The 17,898-nt window shown below is 64.1% G+C and carries 18 protein-coding genes; 11 read left to right on the top strand and 7 right to left on the bottom strand.

The genetic code is table 11. From position 1 onward, the window contains the following. Positions 1 to 4 precede the first annotated feature (4 nt). The 5 genes from LZ012_RS06120 (at position 5) to LZ012_RS06100 (ending at position 4,155) form a co-directional block, all read left to right on the top strand. On the top strand, positions 5 to 1,177 hold the full coding sequence (locus tag LZ012_RS06120) for a class I SAM-dependent methyltransferase (RefSeq protein WP_275708645.1): 1,173 nt from the start codon (positions 5 to 7) through the stop codon (positions 1,175 to 1,177). Continuing rightward, complete coding sequence (gene pyrF / locus LZ012_RS06115) at positions 1,174 to 1,986, top strand: orotidine-5'-phosphate decarboxylase (protein WP_275708642.1); 813 nt, start codon at positions 1,174 to 1,176, stop codon at positions 1,984 to 1,986. The genes LZ012_RS06120 and pyrF overlap by 4 nt, the downstream gene beginning before the upstream one ends. Before the next feature lie 21 nt (positions 1,987 to 2,007). Then, positions 2,008 to 2,862 carry a KPN_02809 family neutral zinc metallopeptidase gene (ypfJ, locus tag LZ012_RS06110; RefSeq protein WP_275708640.1) on the top strand — a complete coding sequence of 285 codons (855 nt, stop codon included), beginning with the start codon at positions 2,008 to 2,010 and terminating at the stop codon, positions 2,860 to 2,862. Between the two features lie 164 nt (positions 2,863 to 3,026). Beyond that, entirely contained in the window at positions 3,027 to 3,836 is an 810-nt protein-coding gene (locus LZ012_RS06105; RefSeq protein WP_275708638.1) for a peptidoglycan DD-metalloendopeptidase family protein, read from the top strand. Between the two features lie 4 nt (positions 3,837 to 3,840). Further along, positions 3,841 to 4,155, top strand: coding sequence for a hypothetical protein (locus LZ012_RS06100; protein ID WP_275708636.1), 315 nt, complete (start codon positions 3,841 to 3,843; stop codon positions 4,153 to 4,155). Between the two features lie 7 nt (positions 4,156 to 4,162). Here the strand turns inward: LZ012_RS06100 and LZ012_RS06095 are convergent, their stop codons facing one another. The 6 genes from LZ012_RS06095 to LZ012_RS06070 form a co-directional block, all read right to left on the bottom strand. Continuing rightward, positions 4,163 to 4,612: an MEKHLA domain-containing protein gene (locus LZ012_RS06095; RefSeq protein WP_275708634.1), complete on the bottom strand. Its 450-nt coding sequence runs from the start codon at positions 4,610 to 4,612 to the stop codon at positions 4,163 to 4,165. Then, a complete protein-coding gene (locus tag LZ012_RS06090; RefSeq protein WP_275708632.1) occupies positions 4,609 to 4,953 on the bottom strand; it encodes a RidA family protein in 345 nt (114 codons plus the stop codon). The genes LZ012_RS06095 and LZ012_RS06090 overlap by 4 nt, the downstream gene beginning before the upstream one ends. 265 nt (positions 4,954 to 5,218) lie before the next feature. Continuing rightward, a complete protein-coding gene (locus LZ012_RS06085) occupies positions 5,219 to 5,638 on the bottom strand; it encodes a hypothetical protein (RefSeq protein ID WP_275708630.1) in 420 nt (139 codons plus the stop codon). Between the two features lies 1 nt (position 5,639). Continuing rightward, on the bottom strand, positions 5,640 to 6,923 hold the full coding sequence (locus LZ012_RS06080) for a hypothetical protein (protein ID WP_275708628.1): 1,284 nt from the start codon (positions 6,921 to 6,923) through the stop codon (positions 5,640 to 5,642). A gap of 6 nt (positions 6,924 to 6,929) precedes the next feature. Beyond that, positions 6,930 to 8,066, bottom strand: coding sequence for a response regulator (locus LZ012_RS06075; RefSeq protein WP_275708625.1), 1,137 nt, complete (start codon positions 8,064 to 8,066; stop codon positions 6,930 to 6,932). After that, positions 8,008 to 11,169: a hybrid sensor histidine kinase/response regulator gene (locus LZ012_RS06070; RefSeq protein ID WP_275708623.1), complete on the bottom strand. Its 3,162-nt coding sequence runs from the start codon at positions 11,167 to 11,169 to the stop codon at positions 8,008 to 8,010. Before LZ012_RS06070 ends, LZ012_RS06075 begins: the two co-directional genes overlap by 59 nt. Positions 11,170 to 11,388: 219 nt before the next feature. Here LZ012_RS06070 and LZ012_RS06065 point away from each other — a divergent pair, with 219 nt between their 5' ends. Genes LZ012_RS06065 through LZ012_RS06050 form a run of 4 tightly spaced genes read left to right on the top strand, consistent with a single transcriptional unit; the run spans position 11,389 to position 15,046 of the window. Continuing rightward, positions 11,389 to 11,976 (top strand): hypothetical protein, encoded by a 588-nt coding sequence (locus LZ012_RS06065; RefSeq protein WP_275708621.1) that lies wholly within the window; start codon positions 11,389 to 11,391, stop codon positions 11,974 to 11,976. A gap of 8 nt (positions 11,977 to 11,984) precedes the next feature. Continuing rightward, a complete protein-coding gene (locus LZ012_RS06060) occupies positions 11,985 to 13,139 on the top strand; it encodes an efflux RND transporter periplasmic adaptor subunit (protein ID WP_275708619.1) in 1,155 nt (384 codons plus the stop codon). 4 nt (positions 13,140 to 13,143) lie between these two features. Next, positions 13,144 to 13,851, top strand: a complete 708-nt coding sequence (locus tag LZ012_RS06055) for an ABC transporter ATP-binding protein (protein ID WP_275708616.1) — start codon at positions 13,144 to 13,146, stop codon at positions 13,849 to 13,851. After that, positions 13,838 to 15,046 (top strand): ABC transporter permease, encoded by a 1,209-nt coding sequence (locus tag LZ012_RS06050; RefSeq protein ID WP_275708614.1) that lies wholly within the window; start codon positions 13,838 to 13,840, stop codon positions 15,044 to 15,046. The genes LZ012_RS06055 and LZ012_RS06050 overlap by 14 nt, the downstream gene beginning before the upstream one ends. A 42-nt stretch (positions 15,047 to 15,088) precedes the next feature. On the opposite strand, the gene LZ012_RS06045 is transcribed toward LZ012_RS06050, so the two are convergent. After that, the gene (locus LZ012_RS06045) at positions 15,089 to 16,072 is read right to left on the bottom strand and encodes a hypothetical protein (RefSeq protein ID WP_275708611.1); all 984 of its coding nucleotides are present in this window, start codon (positions 16,070 to 16,072) and stop codon (positions 15,089 to 15,091) included. An 86-nt stretch (positions 16,073 to 16,158) separates the two neighbouring features. On the opposite strand from LZ012_RS06045, the gene LZ012_RS06040 reads away from it, so the two are divergent. Beyond that, positions 16,159 to 17,358: an ABC transporter permease gene (locus LZ012_RS06040; RefSeq protein ID WP_275708609.1), complete on the top strand. Its 1,200-nt coding sequence runs from the start codon at positions 16,159 to 16,161 to the stop codon at positions 17,356 to 17,358. 72 nt (positions 17,359 to 17,430) lie between these two features. Continuing rightward, positions 17,431 to 17,868, top strand: coding sequence for a MaoC family dehydratase (locus LZ012_RS06035; RefSeq protein WP_275708607.1), 438 nt, complete (start codon positions 17,431 to 17,433; stop codon positions 17,866 to 17,868). The last annotated feature ends 30 nt before the right edge of the window (positions 17,869 to 17,898 follow it).

Below are 17,898 nucleotides of genomic sequence, written 5' to 3'. Positions count from 1 at the left end.
CAGCATGACCGTCCGCGACGTCGAACAACTCGGCCAGGTGTTCACGCCGCCCAACGTGGTGGCATTCATGCTTGATCTGTGCCGCAACAGCGGGCGCTTTCTCGAGCCTTCTGCCGGCGACGGCGCGTTTTTCGGCACCCTGCGCCAGCGCGGCACCGATTGCGTCGGCATCGAGATCGACCCGCGGGTCGCCCCGGAAGGCGCCGAGGTACGCGATTTCTTCGCCTACCCGCTAGGCGAGCAGTTCGACACCATCGTCGGCAACCCGCCCTACGTCCGCTACCAGGACGTCGCCGCCGGCACCAAGAAACGCCTGAAGTCTGAGCTGTTCGATGCGCGCAGCAACCTGTTCCTGTTCTTCATCGAGAAGGCCGTCCGCCACCTGAAGCCGGGCGGCGAACTGGTCTTCATCGTGCCGCGCGAGTTCATCAAGCTGACCGCCGCCAAGAAGCTGAACGCCTGGCTCTACCAGCAAGGCAGCATCACGCACTTCTACGAGACCGGCGACGTCCGCGTCTTCGACGGTGCGACGCCCAACTGCGCCATCTTCCGCTTCGAGAAGGGGCGCTTCGATAGGCAGATGGCCGACGGCCGCGTGTTCACTGAGGTCGACGGCCAGTTGATGTTCCTGCGCGACGATCACCGCATCCGCTTTGCCGACGTGTTCACCGTCAAGGTCGGCGCCGTATCCGGGGCCGATCACCTGTTCGCCCATCCCAAGGGCAACATGGAATTCGTCTATTCGAAGACCTGCGAGACCGGCGACACCCGGCGCATGCTGTACGGCATCAAGCATCCCCACCTCGACAAGCACAAGACCGAACTGCTCGCCCGCCGCGTACGCAAGTTCGATGAAGGCAACTGGTGGCAGTGGGGCCGCCATTTTCCGATCAACGAATTGCCGCGCATCTACGTCAATGGCCGGACGCGCCGTTCGGAACCATTTTTCCTGCACGACTGTCATGCTTTCGACGGCTCGATCCTGGCCCTGTTCACCAACAACCGCCGCATGCAGCGCCGTGACCTGATCGAGTGCACGATGATGCTGAACAAGGAAGTGGACTGGCAGCAGCTCGGTTTCGTCTGCGACGGCCGCTTCATCTTCACCCAGCGCAGCCTGCAGACCTGCCTGCTGCCCGACAAGTTTTCCCGTTATTTGCCCAAGGATCAGCCATGAGCTTCACCCAGCAACTCGCCGCCGCCTGGCAGAAGAACAATTCCCTGCTCTGCGTCGGCCTTGATCCCGACCCGGCCAAGTTCCCGGCCCACCTCAAGGGGCGTGACGATGCCATTTTCGAATTCTGTGCCGCCATCGTCGATGCCACGGCCGATCTGGTCTGCTCCTTCAAGCCGCAGATCGCCTACTTCGCCGCCCGCCGCGCCGAAGACCAGCTGGAAGCGCTGATCGCCCACATTCACGACAAACATCCGGGCATCCCGGTCATCCTCGACTCCAAGCGGGGCGACATCGGCTCCACCGCCGAGCAATACGCCGTCGAGGCCTTCGGGCGTTACAAGGCCGATGCCGTCACCGTGAACCCGTACATGGGCCGCGACTCGGTCGAACCCTACCTCGCCTATCCGGACAAAGGCGTCATCCTGCTCTGCCGCACCTCCAACCCCGGCGGCTCGGACCTGCAGTTCCTCGAGGTCGAAGGCGAAAAATTGTATGAACGCGTCGCCCGTCTGGCAGCCAAAGAGTGGAACAGCACGGGGCAGATCGGTCTCGTCGTCGGCGCCACCTTCCCGGCCGAAATCGCCCGCGTGCGGGCCATCGTCGGCGACATGCCGCTGCTCGTACCGGGGATCGGCGCCCAGGGCGGCGACATCGAGGCCACCGTCAAGGCCGGTCGAACGGCCGATGCCACCGGCTTGATGATCAACTCTTCGCGTGCCATTCTGTACGCCGGCAAGGACGAGGGTTATGCCGACGCTGCCCGTAAGGCTGCCCAGGAAACCCGCGACGCGATCAATCAGTACCGCTAGTACCGTTAAGAGGAGCCCGCCATGCGCATGGACGACTACCGCGAGAGCGACAACATCGAGGACCGCCGGGGTGGCGGCGGCGTTGGCGTGGGTGGTGTCGGCATCGGCGGGGTCATCCTGGCACTGGTCATCAGCTACTTCACCGGCATCAATCCGCTGACCCTGCTCGGCTTCATCGAGCAGACGCCGATTGCCCACCAACAGGCGCCGGCCGCGCACAAACCACCGGCCAATGACGAATCGGCCCGTTTCGTCTCCAAGGTGCTCGCCTCGACCGAAGATGTGTGGACCGATACCTTCCGCCAGAACGGCCGCCAGTACGAAGCGCCCAAGCTGGTGCTGTTCACCGGCGCGACGCCGACCGCCTGCGGCACCGGCCAGACTGCCATGGGGCCGTTCTACTGCCCGGGCGACCACAAGGTCTATATCGACCTCGCTTTCTACCGCGAGCTGAAAGAGCGCTTCCACGCCCCCGGCGAGTTCGCCCAGGCCTATGTCGTCGCCCACGAGGTCGGCCACCACATCCAGAACCTGCTCGGTATCGCCGACAAGGTGCAACATGCCCGCCAGCAATCCAGCAAGGCCGAAGGCAACGCCCTCTCGGTGCGCATGGAATTGCAGGCCGACTGTCTGGCCGGCGTCTGGGGCAAGCGTACCGACACCATGAAGAAGGTGCTGGAACCGGGCGATCTCGAAGCCGCCCTGACCGCCGCCACGGCCATCGGCGACGACCGCCTGCAGCAACAGGCGCAGGGCCGCATCGTGCCGGAAAGCTTCACCCACGGCACATCCGAACAGCGCGTCCGCTGGTTCAAGCGCGGCTTCGAAAGCGGCGATATGAACCAGTGCAATACCTTCAAGTCCTCCAACCTGTAAGCCGTACCGTTTGAACGAAACACCGAGTGCAGCACTGGTGCCGCCCGGCTGCCTGCAGCGCCGGTATGCCCCGCCATCGTTCCGGGTTGCGACATGTGCGCCGTGATGACCGGCCACTCCCATGAAATCGGCCGACATCCGTAGCCGGCCTAACCGATATCGACATGAAACGCTGGATCTCGCTTCTGCTTCTCACCTGCTCCCTGCATGCACTCGCCCTGCCCCGCAACGCGCCGGTCCCCGGCGGCGTCGCCCTCGTCGATCTCGGCCCGGCCGAACAGGCGGCGCCGACCGCCCGCTGGGGCGACCAGGCGCTGGCCGTGGTCAGGGACAAGGGGCGCTGGGTCGCGCTGGTCGGCATCCCACTCGACACACTGCCCGGCGAACTGGAAATCCGGGTAACCAAGGGAACCGTCACAGAACCGAAAACGGTCGCCGTCGGCATCAAGAATTACCCGGAACAACGCCTGACCATCAAGGACAAGCGCAAGGTCGAACCGTCAGCGGAAGATCTCGCTCGCATCGAACGCGAGCAAAAGGTCACCGAGGCCGTCAAAAAACGTTTCTCCGACGGCATCCCGGATACGGTGCTCGACCAGCCGGCGCCCGGTCCGCTCTCCTCGCGCTTCGGCCTGCGCCGCATCTTCAACGGCCTGCCGCGTAATCCGCACGCCGGCCTCGACGTGGCCGCCGGCACCGGTACGCCGGTACGCGCGCCGAGCGATGCGGTGGTGGCCAATACCGGCGATTACTTCTTCAACGGCAACACCGTTTTCCTCGACCATGGTCAGGGCCTGATCAGCGCCTACATGCACCTGTCGCGGATCGACGTCCGCCCCGGCCAGACGGTCAGGCGTGGCGACCCGCTTGGCGCCATCGGCTCGACCGGCCGGGTGACCGGCCCGCACCTGCACTGGGCGGTCATCCTCAACAACACGCCGGTCGATCCCGAACTGTTTCTGGTCAGGCCGTGAAGTAGTGGAGCAGATCGTCCATCTGCATCGGGAAGCGCCGGCCAAGCCCGCAGTCGGTGCTGCCTGCAACGGTTGCGGTGTGTGCTGTGCGCTGGAAACCTGCCCGGCCGCCCGCTTGCGTTTCCTGCAGGCCCGTGGCCCCTGCCCGGCGCTCGAATGGTCGCCGGACGACGGTTGCTACCGTTGCGGCCTGCTCGGCCACCCCGAACGCTACCTGGCCTGGCTGCCTGCCGCCACTGTTCTCTTGATCCGCCGCCTGATGCGTCGCTGGATCGCCGCCGGACAAGGCTGCGATTGCGCTGCCGACATTCAACCCTGACCTGCGCTCAGGGCAGCGCCAGCCAATTCTCGAAGGTAGCCGCTTGGCCGTGGACTTGCCCGGCAGCGTCGATCAGATTCCAGACGATGGCGTTTTCGATACGGAAGCGCTGCCCCTTGGCCGAAATCCGTACCCCGGCGTAATCGTCGATATAGCCGTCGCGCGTCACCCGTTCCAGCAGGCGCGCCCGCTCCTCGCGGGCCAGCGGCTCGGCGGAATAGCGCGACGGCAATTGGACAAAGTCCTCCCACTCCATGTCGAAAGCACGCAGGGCCAAGCGGTTGCCGTAGAAGAACACCGGATCGGCCTCCGTGCCATGGGCAACGATCACCCGTGGCGCCTCCCACAGCACCGGCCCGATGCCGCCGTCGGCATCGACCAGCGGCCGGCCGAGCAGGCGGGCGTAGCTGTCGGCGATCAGCGCCAGCCGCGGATCAGTCCCGGCATGGCGCGTCATAGCGCGGCGGTGACCGCCATTTCAACCCGCCAGCCCGGATTGGCCAGCCTGGCCTGCACGCAGGCCCGGGTCGGCGCGCAGCCCTCGGGCACCCAGGCATCCCACACGGCGTTCATGCCGTCGTAGTCGGCCATGTCGGGCAGGTAGACGGTGACCATCAGCAACTTGCTCTTGTCGCTCCCGGCCTGGGCGAGCAGACGATCGACGCCGGCAAGCAGGCTTTCGGTCTGGGCGACGATATCGCCATCAGTGGTAGAAGGCACCTCGACCAGATAAACGGTGCCGTTATGCACCACGCTGTCGGAATAGCGGCGGGTCGTGCCGTTGCGCTGTATCTGCATTTCGTATTTTCCAAATAAGCGAAGCCCATGCGTTTCAGGCACGGGCTTCAGTTACTGCGGCCCCTGCTCTTTCGGCTGGGGCATTACGGCTGGACGCCGTTAAGGAGTACTACTCGGTAATCTCAAGAAACGTTCCCTGCGATAACTGCCATAGATTCTCCAGCAGCGCAGCTGATACAGCCACTTCATGCCGGATTTGCTGCACACCCGACACGCCTTCAGCTTAGCACTCCCAGCAAAAAAATCCAGCGCCCGGGCCGAAGCCTCAGCGCCGGAAGATTACATTCGCGCCACGCGGCAACTGCGAGACCGGCACGTAGCCGACGGCTCCCGGCACGCCTTGGACGTATTTCAGCACTTCCTCGACGCTACCCAATTCCAAGGGCGGCGCCCCCTTGCCGACATAGCGGCGGACCAGCCAGTAACCGGTATATTGCTCCTCGGTCTGCTCCAGGTATGCCCGCAGAAACTCGTCGCGCGCCGCGTAGCCCGCCGGCAGATTTGCCGGCGCCACGGCGTGCTGGCCAATCGAAACGGAGCGGCCGGTATAAATGCGCTGCACGGTCGCCTTGTCCGCCTTCGGCAAGGCGTGGTGGCCGATGATCAGCACTTCCTCCGCCGTTGCGCCGCCCACCGCCCCGGCGAGGAGCAGACACGCGGCGAGCAGGCTGGAAACACGGCTCATGTCAGAAGGTGAAACTGTACGAGAGCGAGAACACATCGATTTGCCGATTTCCGCTTTCGCCCCCGACCGGCGCATCGACGAAGCTGGAAGCGACTTGCGTATCGACCCGCGACCACTCTGCCTTGATCACGCTTTTCGTCGTTATCCAGTATGAGGTTCCCAAGGCCACCGTCGACTGATCATAGGGGACGACAAGATCCGCCAACATGCGCTGATAGCCTTGCCAAGGGAGCGGGACCGCCCCGCTATTGCCATTAAGTCGCTGGTACAGATCAAGTGCGTCTCCAGTCGATTTGACTTTGGCATAGTAGGCATACGGCGTCCATGCACCGATACGTTTTGACAGCGCGACATACCCACCCCAGCGACTCAAGCCACGGCTGGCACTTTCTACCTTGGCCTTCCCGTATTCTCCGGTCAGCTTGAAGTTTTCCGGCAAGCTAACGCTCGCCCCAAGCGTAATGATTGGTACCCGCACCTTTTCGACGGTAGTCGATGAAAGGTTGTAACAGCCAAAGACTGGCGCTCCTGGGCAGTTCCCCATCTCGAAGCCAACCCCGGTTTTCTCTCCGGGCCGCGACGCTTCTCCCTCATGGTAGCCAAGCCGGAAGACATGCTCGAAACTACGAGCCGTCAGTACCAAGCCGGTACTCTTCATATCGATCGGCAAGAACCAGCTGCCAGGTGAATTAGTGTCGAATTTCCGATCACGGCCGTAATAGCGCCAGTACGTGCTGGCCTTGCCGGAGTAAGCCTCGGCCGTCCAATCGTAAGTCTCGCCGAACCAGGTCTTGCTAGCGCTCAGCCCGATGACGTCGGTGGTCGGGGCGATGGAATAGACTTCCTGGGGAAGGCGCACGAAGTCATAGGTGGCCCCGACATCGGCATTTTCGGTATTGAGCATGAAGGGCAGGCGCAGTTTCCCGACGCGGATCAACCAGTCGTCGCTCGGCCGCCAGGACACGAAAGCCCACGCCAGCGAGGCCTGCCACTGGGTATCCCGGTGATCGGAAGGCGCCACCTTGGCCTGGACGGTCGCCCCCCATTGCTGCGAAAACCGCGCATCGAGTTGGGCGCCCAGGATGCTGTCGCGCTTGAAGGTACCCTTCTCGTCGATGAAGCGCTGGTAATTCACCGGCTGGTCGGACTGGGCGTAACCGATCGTTCCGAACCCCGACCAGGTCATATCGAACGCCTGTGCGGGAAGGTGACAAGCCATCAATGCAATGGCCCCCGCCGCGCCCCAAAGTCTGTTTGGCATATTCACATCAACTACTCTTGTCATGACAACTCACTCGTCTGCCAGTTTAATCGCTATTTCCGCGAAAACCTTTTCCTGAGCGAGAAAAGCGTCGATCAGTACAGGGTCGAAATGGCTGCCGCGCCCGTCGACCAAAAGCCTGACGGCATCCTGATGAGTAAATGGCTCCTTATAAGGGCGCCGCGAACGCAAGGCATCGTAAACATCGGCCACCGCCATCAGGCGGGCAGCCAGCGGAATGGCTTCACCGGCCAGCCCGTCCGGGTAACCACTGCCATCCCAGCGCTCGTGGTGGCTGCGCGCGATCTGGCAGGCGAACATCAGCATCTCGTTCTCGCCGCCCATTTCCCGCAGTGAGCGTTGCAGCATGCTTTCCCCCTTGGCGCTATGGGTCTTCATAATCTCAAACTCTTCCGGAGTATGCCGCCCCGGCTTGAGCAGGATGTGATCGGGAATCGCAATCTTGCCAATATCATGCAAAGGAGCGGCCTTGGCGATGCGGTCAATCTGTTCGGCCAACAGGAAGGCGCGGTCCCGCGGCTGGCCGCTGATATGCTTTGCCAGCAGGCGGACATAATCCTGGGTCCGGCGAATGTGGTTACCGGTACATTCGTCCCGAAACTCGGCCAGCGAAACCATCACTCGTATCGTCGCCTCCTGCAGGCGAAAGACTTCGCTGACCCGCAGTTCAACTTCTTTTTGCAGCCAGGCGCTCTTGTCCTCGAGGAAAATTTGCCAGTTCCTGATTTGCAAATGGGTGCGCACCCGAGCCAGCACCACCGACGGAGCGATCGGCTTGTGGATGAAATCGACCGCTCCCATGGCCAATCCCTTCTCCTCGTCGTCGTTGCCCGATTTGGCGGTCAGGAAAATGATCGGGATACGGCTCGTCGCCGGATCGGCCTTCAGGCGCCGAAATACTTCATAGCCGTCCATCTCCGGCATCATGATGTCGAGCAGCACAAGATCGGGCGGCGACAGCGCCGCCAGTTCCAGCCCCTTGGCACCGCTGTTGGCCAGTTTGACGCGGTAGTGGGTGCGCAGCAACTGGTTGAGCAGGCTGAGGTTGCCCGGCGTGTCGTCGATAACCAGTACATTTGCCCGTTCTTCACTCACGGTGAGCACCTCCACCTTGTCCGTTGCGCGTGAGGGCGTCCAGCGCCTCATCGAAATTCCACTGGCCGATCGCGTAATCGATGGCCCCCATCTGCCGCGGCGAGTACAGCGCGGCAAAGCGTTCCTTGTTCTGACGCCAGAGTTCCTCGGCCTCACCATCCCCCTGGCGCAGTTGCTGGCACAAGCGCTCCAGCACTTCGTCCAGCGGCTCGTAGCGTTCGGGTAAGGCGTCGGCCGACACGTCGCCCGGCAAGGCGTCGAGTTCCGGCAGCAGGTCCGCCAGAATCGCCCGCACCGTGGCCACCCCGCCGGCCTGCCCGCCCCCGCCGACCGCGTCCAAGGCGGACTCGAGGCCAACCAAGGCCGCATGCAGCCGCGTCATGGCAAAGGTTCCGGCCAGCCCCTTCAGGGTATGCACCTGACGCCGTGCGGCCTCGCCATCGCCCTGTACCACGCGCGCTTCGAAAATATCGCACCACTGGCGGCAGTCTTCGGCAAAACGACGCAAGGCGCGCCGGAGAAAAGGCATCCGTCCGACAAACCGGCGCAGCAGTAATCCGGCATCGACCTCCCGGCTCGCCAGCAGGGCAGTGGCGAACTCATCCTCTCCTTCCGCCGGCGCCGCGTCCGCAGTGGTTGGTATTGCCGCCGGCGAGCGCCGGCCGAACTGCATTAATTGATCAAGCAGGAAATCCGGCTCGAATGGCTTGGCAACGTAGGCATTGACGCCCTGGGCGAGGCTCTCCTGCATGCCGTAGCCGACCACATGGGCCGTCATGGCAATGATCGGCAGGTCGCTGAAACAGGCTTGCTCGCGCAGACGGCGGGTGGCTTCGCGCCCATCCATGACCGGCATTTCAATGTCCATCAGCACCACCGCGTAATGCTCCGGAGGGTGGGCCGCCAGCATATCGAGCGCCTGCCGGCCGTCGGCGGCGATATCGACCTGCGCCCCCCAGTCCCGCAACAGTTCGCTGGCCACCTGCTGGTTGATGTCGTTGTCCTCAACGAGCAAGATGCGCATGCCCTCGAGATCGCGCGTATGGGTATCGCCCCGCAGGCGCTCGCTGCTTTTCCCGAGCTGCGGCAACTGACGCTGGCCGCAGATGCGGCGCAGGACGCCGGGCAACAGCGGCTTTTGCACGATTTCGGCAATCCCGGGCTGGATCGCCTCCTGGCGGAGCAAGGCGGCATCGCTGGCCGACACCACGATGGTCGTCGCTGGCAACTCGCCGCCCTGGGCGAGCAGCGCATCGATCACCTCGCCGCCGGTCATGTCCAGCAAGTTCCAGTCGAGCACGAGCAGATCGCAAGGCACCGCTTGCCCGGCCGCAGTCAGGCAGGCCAAGGCTTCGCCACCGCTCGCCACGCCAACCACCTCGGGGCAGCCCATGCTGCGCAGCAGGCCAACCATGCTGTCCCGGGCCACGGCATAGTCGTCGACCACCAGGGCGCGCCGGCACGGCAACGCCGGCAAGTCGTCGCCATTCTCAGCCAGCGGATCGGCGACGACCGGCATCTGGACGGTGAAACTGAAGGTGCTGCCTTTTTCGAAAGCGCTCTTCACGTTCAGTTCGCCGCTCATGGCGGCCACCAGACGCTTCGAAATGGCCAGGCCGAGCCCGGTTCCACCGTACTTGCGCGTGGTCGAGCCGTCGGCCTGGGAAAACTCCTTGAACAGCCGGCTGACCTGTTCGGGCGTCATGCCGATGCCTGTATCTTCGATGCAGAAGGAAACGGTGGCTGTCGTGCCGTCGCCGGACACCTCGGCGACCCTGAGCAGGACATGCCCGCGCTCGGTGAACTTGACGGCGTTGCTGAGCAGATTCATCAACACCTGCCCGAGGCGTAGCGGGTCGCCGACCAGGAACTGCAAGGCCGGCGACGGCCGGAAATCGAGGACCAGTTCCAGCCCCTTCGCTTCGGCCTTCTCCTGGACCACGAACAGGGCATTCTGGACGACCGCCTCGAGATCGAAGCGCAGCGTTTCGAGCGCCACCTTGCCGGCCTCGATCTTCGAATAGTCGAGGATGTCGTTGAGGATGCCGAGCAAGGAGCGCGCGGCCAGATGGATCTTGGCGACGTAATCGTGCTGGCGGGGCGGCAAGCCCGACTTGAGCGCCAGATAGGCCATGCCGATGATGGCGTTCATCGGCGTGCGTATCTCGTGGCTCATGTTGGCCAGAAAGATCGATTTGGCCTCGGCGGCAACCTCGGCGCGCGCCCGTGCCTGGCGCAAGGCACGCTGCACGACCTCGCGCTGTTCGAGGTCGACTTCGATAGCCGCCGCCATGCTGTCCATCGTCGACGCCAGGGCGTGCACTTCCGCCACGCCATCCACATCGCCAACGCGCTCGCTGTACATTTTCTCGGACAAGGCGATGGCCGTCCGGTGCATGGCCGTCAGCGGCGCCAGGACCCGGCGTTTCAGATAGCCGTAGCCGAAAAAGAGGACGAGCAGCGCGCCGACCAGCAAAAGCAAGGCTGCCACGATCCAGGTGCGCAGCATGTCGCCGGCGGCGACCAGGGCATTCTTGGTCCGCTGGTCCACCTGGCGGGACAATTCATCGACTGCAATGGCGAGATCAGCCCGGTGTTTCAGGTAGCGCGTTTCATGCAGCAGCTTTGCGGCAAATTCCCGCTCCGGCTCGGCCTCGGAAACCATTTCGTGCTTGACCGGATCGTACAGCCCCTGCGTCGCGGCAAATGCGATTTGCTCGACCTCCTTCATTTCGTCAGAGACCTTGAAGACACGCAGTAGCAGCACCTGTTCATCGGCATCGAAACCAAGGCGGCTACCCCGCTCGGCGAGGGCGACCCCCAACCCCTCGCTCGGCGGCACGTAAGTCCGCATGCCGCTGATCACCTGCTCCCAATAGGTGGCCGACGCTGCCGCAGGCGGTGGCTTGGTGCCTTCGCGGATGGCCAGGATGTCGTAGTAATAGATCAGGAAACGCGGATTGGCCGTCGCCACATACGATGAAACTAGGCGGCTGAGCAATTCGACGTCATGGCGTATTTCGGTGATCAGTTCCAGCGAGTCCTGGCGGTGGCGTGCCGCCGAGTAGGCTTCGTTGTAGGCGGACAAGGCACCGAGAGTCACGCCGCCAATCATGCCCAGCATGCAGGCCAGGGCCAGCAGGACGCGCAGCAAGGCCTTACGCAGGCTAGTGTGACGCCCCCCGGAACGCAAACTGGATTCCTGGCGATCACTGCGGATTAAGCCCAATCCTGCCTCCCCGCAAGAAACATGAAAACCGAATCATATGACATATCGAAATGATTGCGCGATATCAACTCGTCGCATCGGGATGATTGGCCTAAGCCGGCCGTTCGTTCAGAATAGCGGCATCCGCCCTTCTCCTCTGGCCCCATGGACAACCTCATCAAGGACACCGCAACGCTGGAGCTTTTTTGCTGGCTCGAGCCCGGCGCCGAGCTGCCGGGCTGGGACATCCTGAAAGGCAGCCCGTTCGGCGCCACGCTCGCCGCGCCGGAAGGCGGCGAACCGACGCCCGGCGACCAGCTGCTGTCGGTGCAAAACTACTTTGCCGAATACCACCTCGAGTATTTCCGGCAACGCCGCTACAACCACTTTCCGAGCCGCCTGCACGCCATGCTGCAGTTCGCCACGCGCACCGACGCCATGACCTTCCGCTTCAAGCATCCGCAGCGCGTCTTTGGCAAGAACCTCGTCTGCGCCCAGACCCAGGGCGCCTACATCTGCTCCTTCCACGACGCCAGCTGGCTCGACTATCTGCGCCTCCCGCACAGCCTGTCGCTCAGCGCCCTCGACGAAGTGGCCGACTACTACTGGTCCGGCAAGACCGTCGAGGAAGTCGGCCTGACCTTCATGAACGAACCGTGGCAGGAGCCGCCGGTCATCGAGGCGCTGTACCAAGGCACGCTGAAGCCGGTCTGGGGCCACCAACAATCCGGCTGGCTGCCGGGTTTCCGCTAGGATTTGCCATGCGTCGCATCGCCATCATTGTCGCCGTCCTTGCCGTGCTCGGCCTCGGCTTGTTCTGGGCGACGCGGCCGAAACCGGTCCCCGTCGTGCTCAAGGAAGTAGCGGAAGGCAAGGTCGAAGCCACCCTGTCCAACACCCGCGCCGGGACCGTCGAAGCCTGCCTGCGCACCAAGCTGTCGACCATCATCGGCGGCCGTATCGAATACCTCGGCGTCAAGGAGGGCGACAAGGTCAAGAAGGGGCAACTGCTGCTCAAGCTGTGGAACGACGACCAGCAGGCCAATGCGGCACTGGCCCAGGCCCAGATCACGCTCAGTGCCAAGCGCGTTGACGAAGCCTGCATCGCCGCCAGCAATGCCGAGAAGGAGGCCGTTCGCCAAAGCGAGTTGCGCGCCAAGGGTTTCGTGTCGACCAGCAAGGAAGAAGCTGCCCGCACCGACGCCGAAGTCCGCCGCGCCGCCTGCAATACGGCTAAAGCGGACGTCGCCCAGGCCGAAGCCAAGTTCCGCGCCACCCGCGTCGAACAGGGCCGGGTCGCACTGTACGCACCTTTCGACGGCACGGTCGCCAAGATCGTCGGCGAACTGGGCGAATATTCCACCCCGTCGCCCCCCGGCGTGCCGACGCCGCCGGCCATCGACCTGATCGACGACTCCTGCCTCTACGTCAAAGCGCCGATGGACGAGGTCGACGCCCCGAAGATCCAGGTCAACCAAGCCGTGCGCATCACCCTCGACGCCCTGCCCGGCAAGATCCTGCCCGGCAAGGTGCGGCGCGTCGCCCCCTATGTTTCCGCCGTCGAGAAGCAGGCGCGGACGGTGGACATCGAAGTCGATTTCGAGCAACCAGAAGCCACCGGCAAGCTGCTCGTCGGCTACAGCGCCGATGTCGAAGTCATCCTCGCCGGCCGCGACAAGGTCCTGCGCGTGCCGACCGCCGCCATCCAGGAAGGCGGCCGTGTGCTGGTCTACAACGCCGACAGCGGCAAGCTGGAGGAGCGCCGGATCAAGGCCGGGCTGGCCAACTGGGAATACACCGAGGTGGTCGAGGGCGTGCAGGCCGGCGAGCGCATCGTCACCTCGCTCGACAAGGAAGGCATCAAGGCCGGCGCCAAGGTGACGCCGGACGAAAAAACACAAACCAAGGCGAAATAGGCGCATGGCGCTGATCGAACTGTCTGGCATTGAACGGCGCTTCCAGCTCGGCGACACCACGGTCAATGCGCTGAGCGGCCTGAACCTGCAGATAGATGCCGGGCAATACGTTGCCGTGATGGGGCCGTCCGGTTCGGGCAAATCCACCCTGCTCAACCTGCTCGGCCTGCTCGACCGCCCCAATGCCGGCAGCTACCGCCTGGAGGGGCGCGACGTCACCACGCTGTCGCCCGAAGAACAGGCGACCGTGCGCAGCACCCGCATCGGCTTCGTCTTCCAGAGTTTCCACCTGGTGCCGCGCCTCACCGCGGCCGAAAACATTGGCTTGCCGATGACCCTGGCCGGCATCGCCCCGGCCGAGCGGAAGCGGCGCGTTGCCCAGGCACTCAAGGACTTCGGCCTGGATAACCGCGCCGACCACAAGCCGGACCAGCTCTCCGGCGGCCAGCGCCAGCGCGTCGCCATCGCCCGCGCCACCATCATGCAACCCGCCCTGCTCCTCGCCGACGAGCCGACCGGCAACCTCGACCGCCAGACCGGCGACGAGGTGGTGCGCCTGCTCGAAGCACTGAACACCCAGGGCGTCACGCTGGTCGTCGTCACCCATGACCCGGCGCTGGGCGCCCGCGCCGGCCGCCAGCTGGTCATGGAGGATGGCCGCCTCAAGCACGACAGCGCCCACCCGGCACCGAACGCCGATGCGCCTGGCTGATACCCTGCGCTTCGCCCGCGATGCCGCTACCGGCTACCCGGTACGCACGGCCTTGTCGGTGTTGGCCATGTCGATCGGCGTCGCCGCCGTCGTCATCCTGACCGCACTGGGCGACGGGGCGCGGCGCTATGTCATCGGCCAGTTTTCGTCGCTCGGCAGCAATCTGGTCATCGTCCTGCCCGGCCGTTCCGGCACCGGCGGCTTCAACCCGGCCAATGCCATCACCACCACGCCGCGCGACCTGACCATCGACGACGCCGGCAGCCTGCGCCGCCTGCCCAGCGTGCGGCGCGTCGCCCCGCTCGCCGTCGGCACCTCGGAAATCGCCTATGGCGGCAAGCTGCGCGAAGCCATGGTCGCCGGGTCGACCGCCGAGTTCATCCCGATCCGCAATTTCGAACTGGTGCAGGGCAGCCCGCTGCCGGACGAGGACTGGAACCGGGGCTCGTCGGTCGCCATCATCGGTGCCACGCTACGCCAGGAAATATTCGGAACCGGCCCCGCTGTCGGCCAACTGGTCCGCGTTGGCGACCGCCGCCTGCGCGTCATCGGCGTCCTCAAGCCGGTCGGCCAGGGCTTGGGCATGAACACTGACGAACTGGTCATCGTGCCGGTATCGCTGGCGCAGGCGATGTTCAACTCCAACACCCTGTTCCGCATCCTGATCGAAGCCAACAGCCGGGAAGCCATCCCCGCCGCCAAGGCACAAGCCCTGGAACTGCTCAAACAACGCCACCGCGGCGAAGAAGACGTCACCGTAATCACCCAGGACGCCGTTCTCGCCACCTTCGACAAACTGCTCGGCGCGCTGACCCTCGGCGTCGCCGGCATCGCCGCGATCAGCCTGGCCGTCGCCGGCATCCTGGTGATGAACGTCATGCTCGTCGCCGTCACCCAGCGCACCGGCGAAATCGGGCTGCTCAAGGCGCTCGGCGCCTCGGCGAGCACCATCCGACTGGCCTTCCTGACCGAGGCGGCGATGCTGTCGGCGCTCGGCGCCCTGCTCGGCTACCTGCTCGGCCAACTCGGCGCCTTCGCTCTGCGCCAGTTCTTCCCGGTCTTTCCGGCCTATCCGCCGGATTGGGCCGTGATCGCCGGCCTAGGCACCGCACTCACGACCGGCCTGCTGTTCGGCGTCATGCCGGCGCGCCGGGCGGCGCGGCTTGACCCCGTACAAGCCTTGATGAAGCATTAGCAACTGTCTGCCACGAGGCAGGCTCCAGCGGGCCGCCACCATTCAGGTTCCGCCCGGGCCGACCGGCGAAACCGCCACCTGCGTGGGTGGCGCCGATATCACATCCTTGTGCAGCAGCATTGCGGACAGCTTGGCGATGAACGGGCGGTCCCGCTCCGGCGCATTGGCATGCCAGTGGCGCATGAAGTCATCCAAGCTGGCCGACGGGTCATCGGGATGCAGATTCAGATAGCTGATGGCCTCCCAGCTCTTGGAATCGGCGAAGAACAGCGGCAGAACCGACTTGGCGACCAGATCGTTCTGATCCCGGCGGTAGGGGTCGGCCCGCAACTGAGCCTGACGCTCCTGCAGCCATTCGCGCAACTCGGTATTTTCCGGCAGCGTGCGATGGCGTTCGGCAATGAGGAATTTGAAGAAACGCCGTAAATCCTTGGCGTGGCTGGCCAACTCAGGCTCGGGCGGGGCCACGGACCATTCGGTCGCCAGCGTCTCGAGGGCATAGAGCGAAGCCGTCTCGCATATCGTTTCTTCGAACCACTGGTTCTGCCGGGAGACTTCGCCGCCCGCATGACCATAGTTGGACAGCACATGGCAGAACTCGTGGGCGAATTCGTAAACGTAGAGATGCCAACGCGCTTGGTCGGCATGCAGCCGGATCATATATTCGCCGTTCGGCCCCCGGTCATAAAGCGCCACGGGGTTCGAATCGGTATGGCTGACGCGGACCGTGATCGGCGCCCGGTCGGGCTGCTGATCGAGCAACAGATCGGCCACCGAATGCAGAACGCGTTCGATCTGACCGGTATCGACCGCCCCCCAGCCCTGGTTATCGACCTGAATGTTGACCGCAGCCCGCTTTTTTACCGTGGCCACAGGCTCGGTCCGGGCCGCGAAAGACACCATCACCCCCAAGGCAATGGAGGCCATGACAAAAGGCAGGCGCACGAGCAGTACCTCCCTGCAAATAGACGTGATATTTAGATTGTCATCGTTTTGCTTGGTTCGCTCGGATAGCGTGTTGCGCATATCATTGCCGAACCACTCCGGTAAATTTAATCCCCAATCCCAACCGGCCGCAACTCTCCACGACACCTCCGCCCCATCGCATACCCATGCTCTGGTCCGATGCCTTTCAGCTTGCCCTGCGCGCCGTCACCGCCCAGCGCCTGCGCAGCTTCCTGACCCTGCTCGGCATTGCCGTCGGCATTGCCGCGGTGATCCTGCTCACCTCCATCGGCGAAGGCATACACCGTTTCGTGCTGGCCGAATTCAGCCAGTTCGGCACCAACGTCGTCGGCATCCACCCGGGCAAGACCAAGACCGGCGGCGCACCGTCCGGACTGCCGACCAGCGCCCGCCCGCTGTCGCTCGACGACGCCAAGGCGCTGGCCGGCCTGCCGCACGTCGTTTCCGCCACGCCCAGCATCTGGGGCAATGCAGAAGTTGGCGCCAACGGCCGTTTGCGTCGGACCTCGGTCTATGGCGTCGGGCCGCAGATGCTGGAAGTGTTCAAGGGCAAGGTGCGCGTCGGCCAGTTCCTGCCCAGCGACGACGCGGACAGTGCGCGCGCCCTGGTCGTCCTCGGCCCGAAGCTGAAGGAAGAGCTCTACGGCCCAGAAAACGCCCTCGGCACGCGGCTGCGCATCGGCCCCGACCAGTTTAGGGTGATCGGCGTCCTCGAACCCAAGGGCCAGTTCCTCGGCATCGATCTCGACGACACTGCCTTCATTCCGGCCGCCCGGGCGCTGGAAATCTTCAATCGCGACGGCCTGAACGAAATCGACCTGGCCACCGAGGAAGGCATCTCGTCGAAAGTGGTCGCCGATGCGGCGCGCGAGCGCATGATCAGCCGCCACGGCCATGAGGACTTCACCATCGTCACGCAGGAAGAGATGCTGGCGACGCTGTCCAATATCCTCAACGTACTGACCATGGCCGTCGGCGCGCTGGGCGGCATTTCCCTGCTCGTCGGCGGGGTCGGCATCGTTACCATCATGACCATCGCCGTCAGCGAACGCACCGGTGAAATCGGCCTGCTGGTCGCCCTCGGCGCACCACGGCGGACCATCCTGCTGCTTTTTCTTGGCGAGGCCATCGCGCTCTCGGCCATTGGCGGCCTGATGGGCCTGCTCATCGGCTTCGGACTGGCACAGCTGATCCATCTGCTGTTGCCGGCACTTCCGGTGCATACGCCGCTCACCTTTGTCCTGCTCGCCGAAGGACTGGCCATTGCCATCGGCCTTGCTGCGGGCGTCCTGCCGGCTCGCCGTGCTGCCCGGCTCGATCCGGTCGAGGCATTGCGTGCCGAATAATAGGCTATTCATCCATACGCATCGGTATGGTAGAGTGCATTTTTCCCAACTGATAAGAGCAAGGAGTCCAGCATGACCTATCACATCGATCAGCTGCATCCCGGCATGTCCGCCAGCACCTCCAAGACTGTCACCGAAGCCGACATCATCCTGTTCGCCGGCATCTCGACCGACGTCAACCCAGCCCACCTCGACGAGGAATACTGCAAGGGCACGATGTTCGGCACCCGCATTGCCCACGGCATGCTGTCGGCTGGCTTCATCTCCGCCACCCTGGCCAACAAGCTGCCCGGCCCCGGCACCATCTATCTGTCGCAGACGCTGAAATTCAAGGCCCCGGTCAAGCCGGGCGACACCGTCACCGCCACCGTTACCGTACGCGAAGTCAGTCTCGAAAAGAACCGCGTGATCCTCGACACGGTGTGCACCGTTGGCGGCAAGACGGTCATCGACGGCGAATGCCTGATGATGCCGCCGGTCCGCGCCGCCAAGCCCACCGGCACGGTTTGATTCGCTCGCTAGGCAAGCACTCAATGCAAA

The organism is Dechloromonas hankyongensis, assembly GCF_022012295.1.
GTDB classification, from domain to species: domain Bacteria; phylum Pseudomonadota; class Gammaproteobacteria; order Burkholderiales; family Rhodocyclaceae; genus Azonexus; species Azonexus hankyongensis.
Note: the sequence above shows the minus strand (reverse complement) of the source record. Positions and strands in the feature narration are given on the sequence as shown.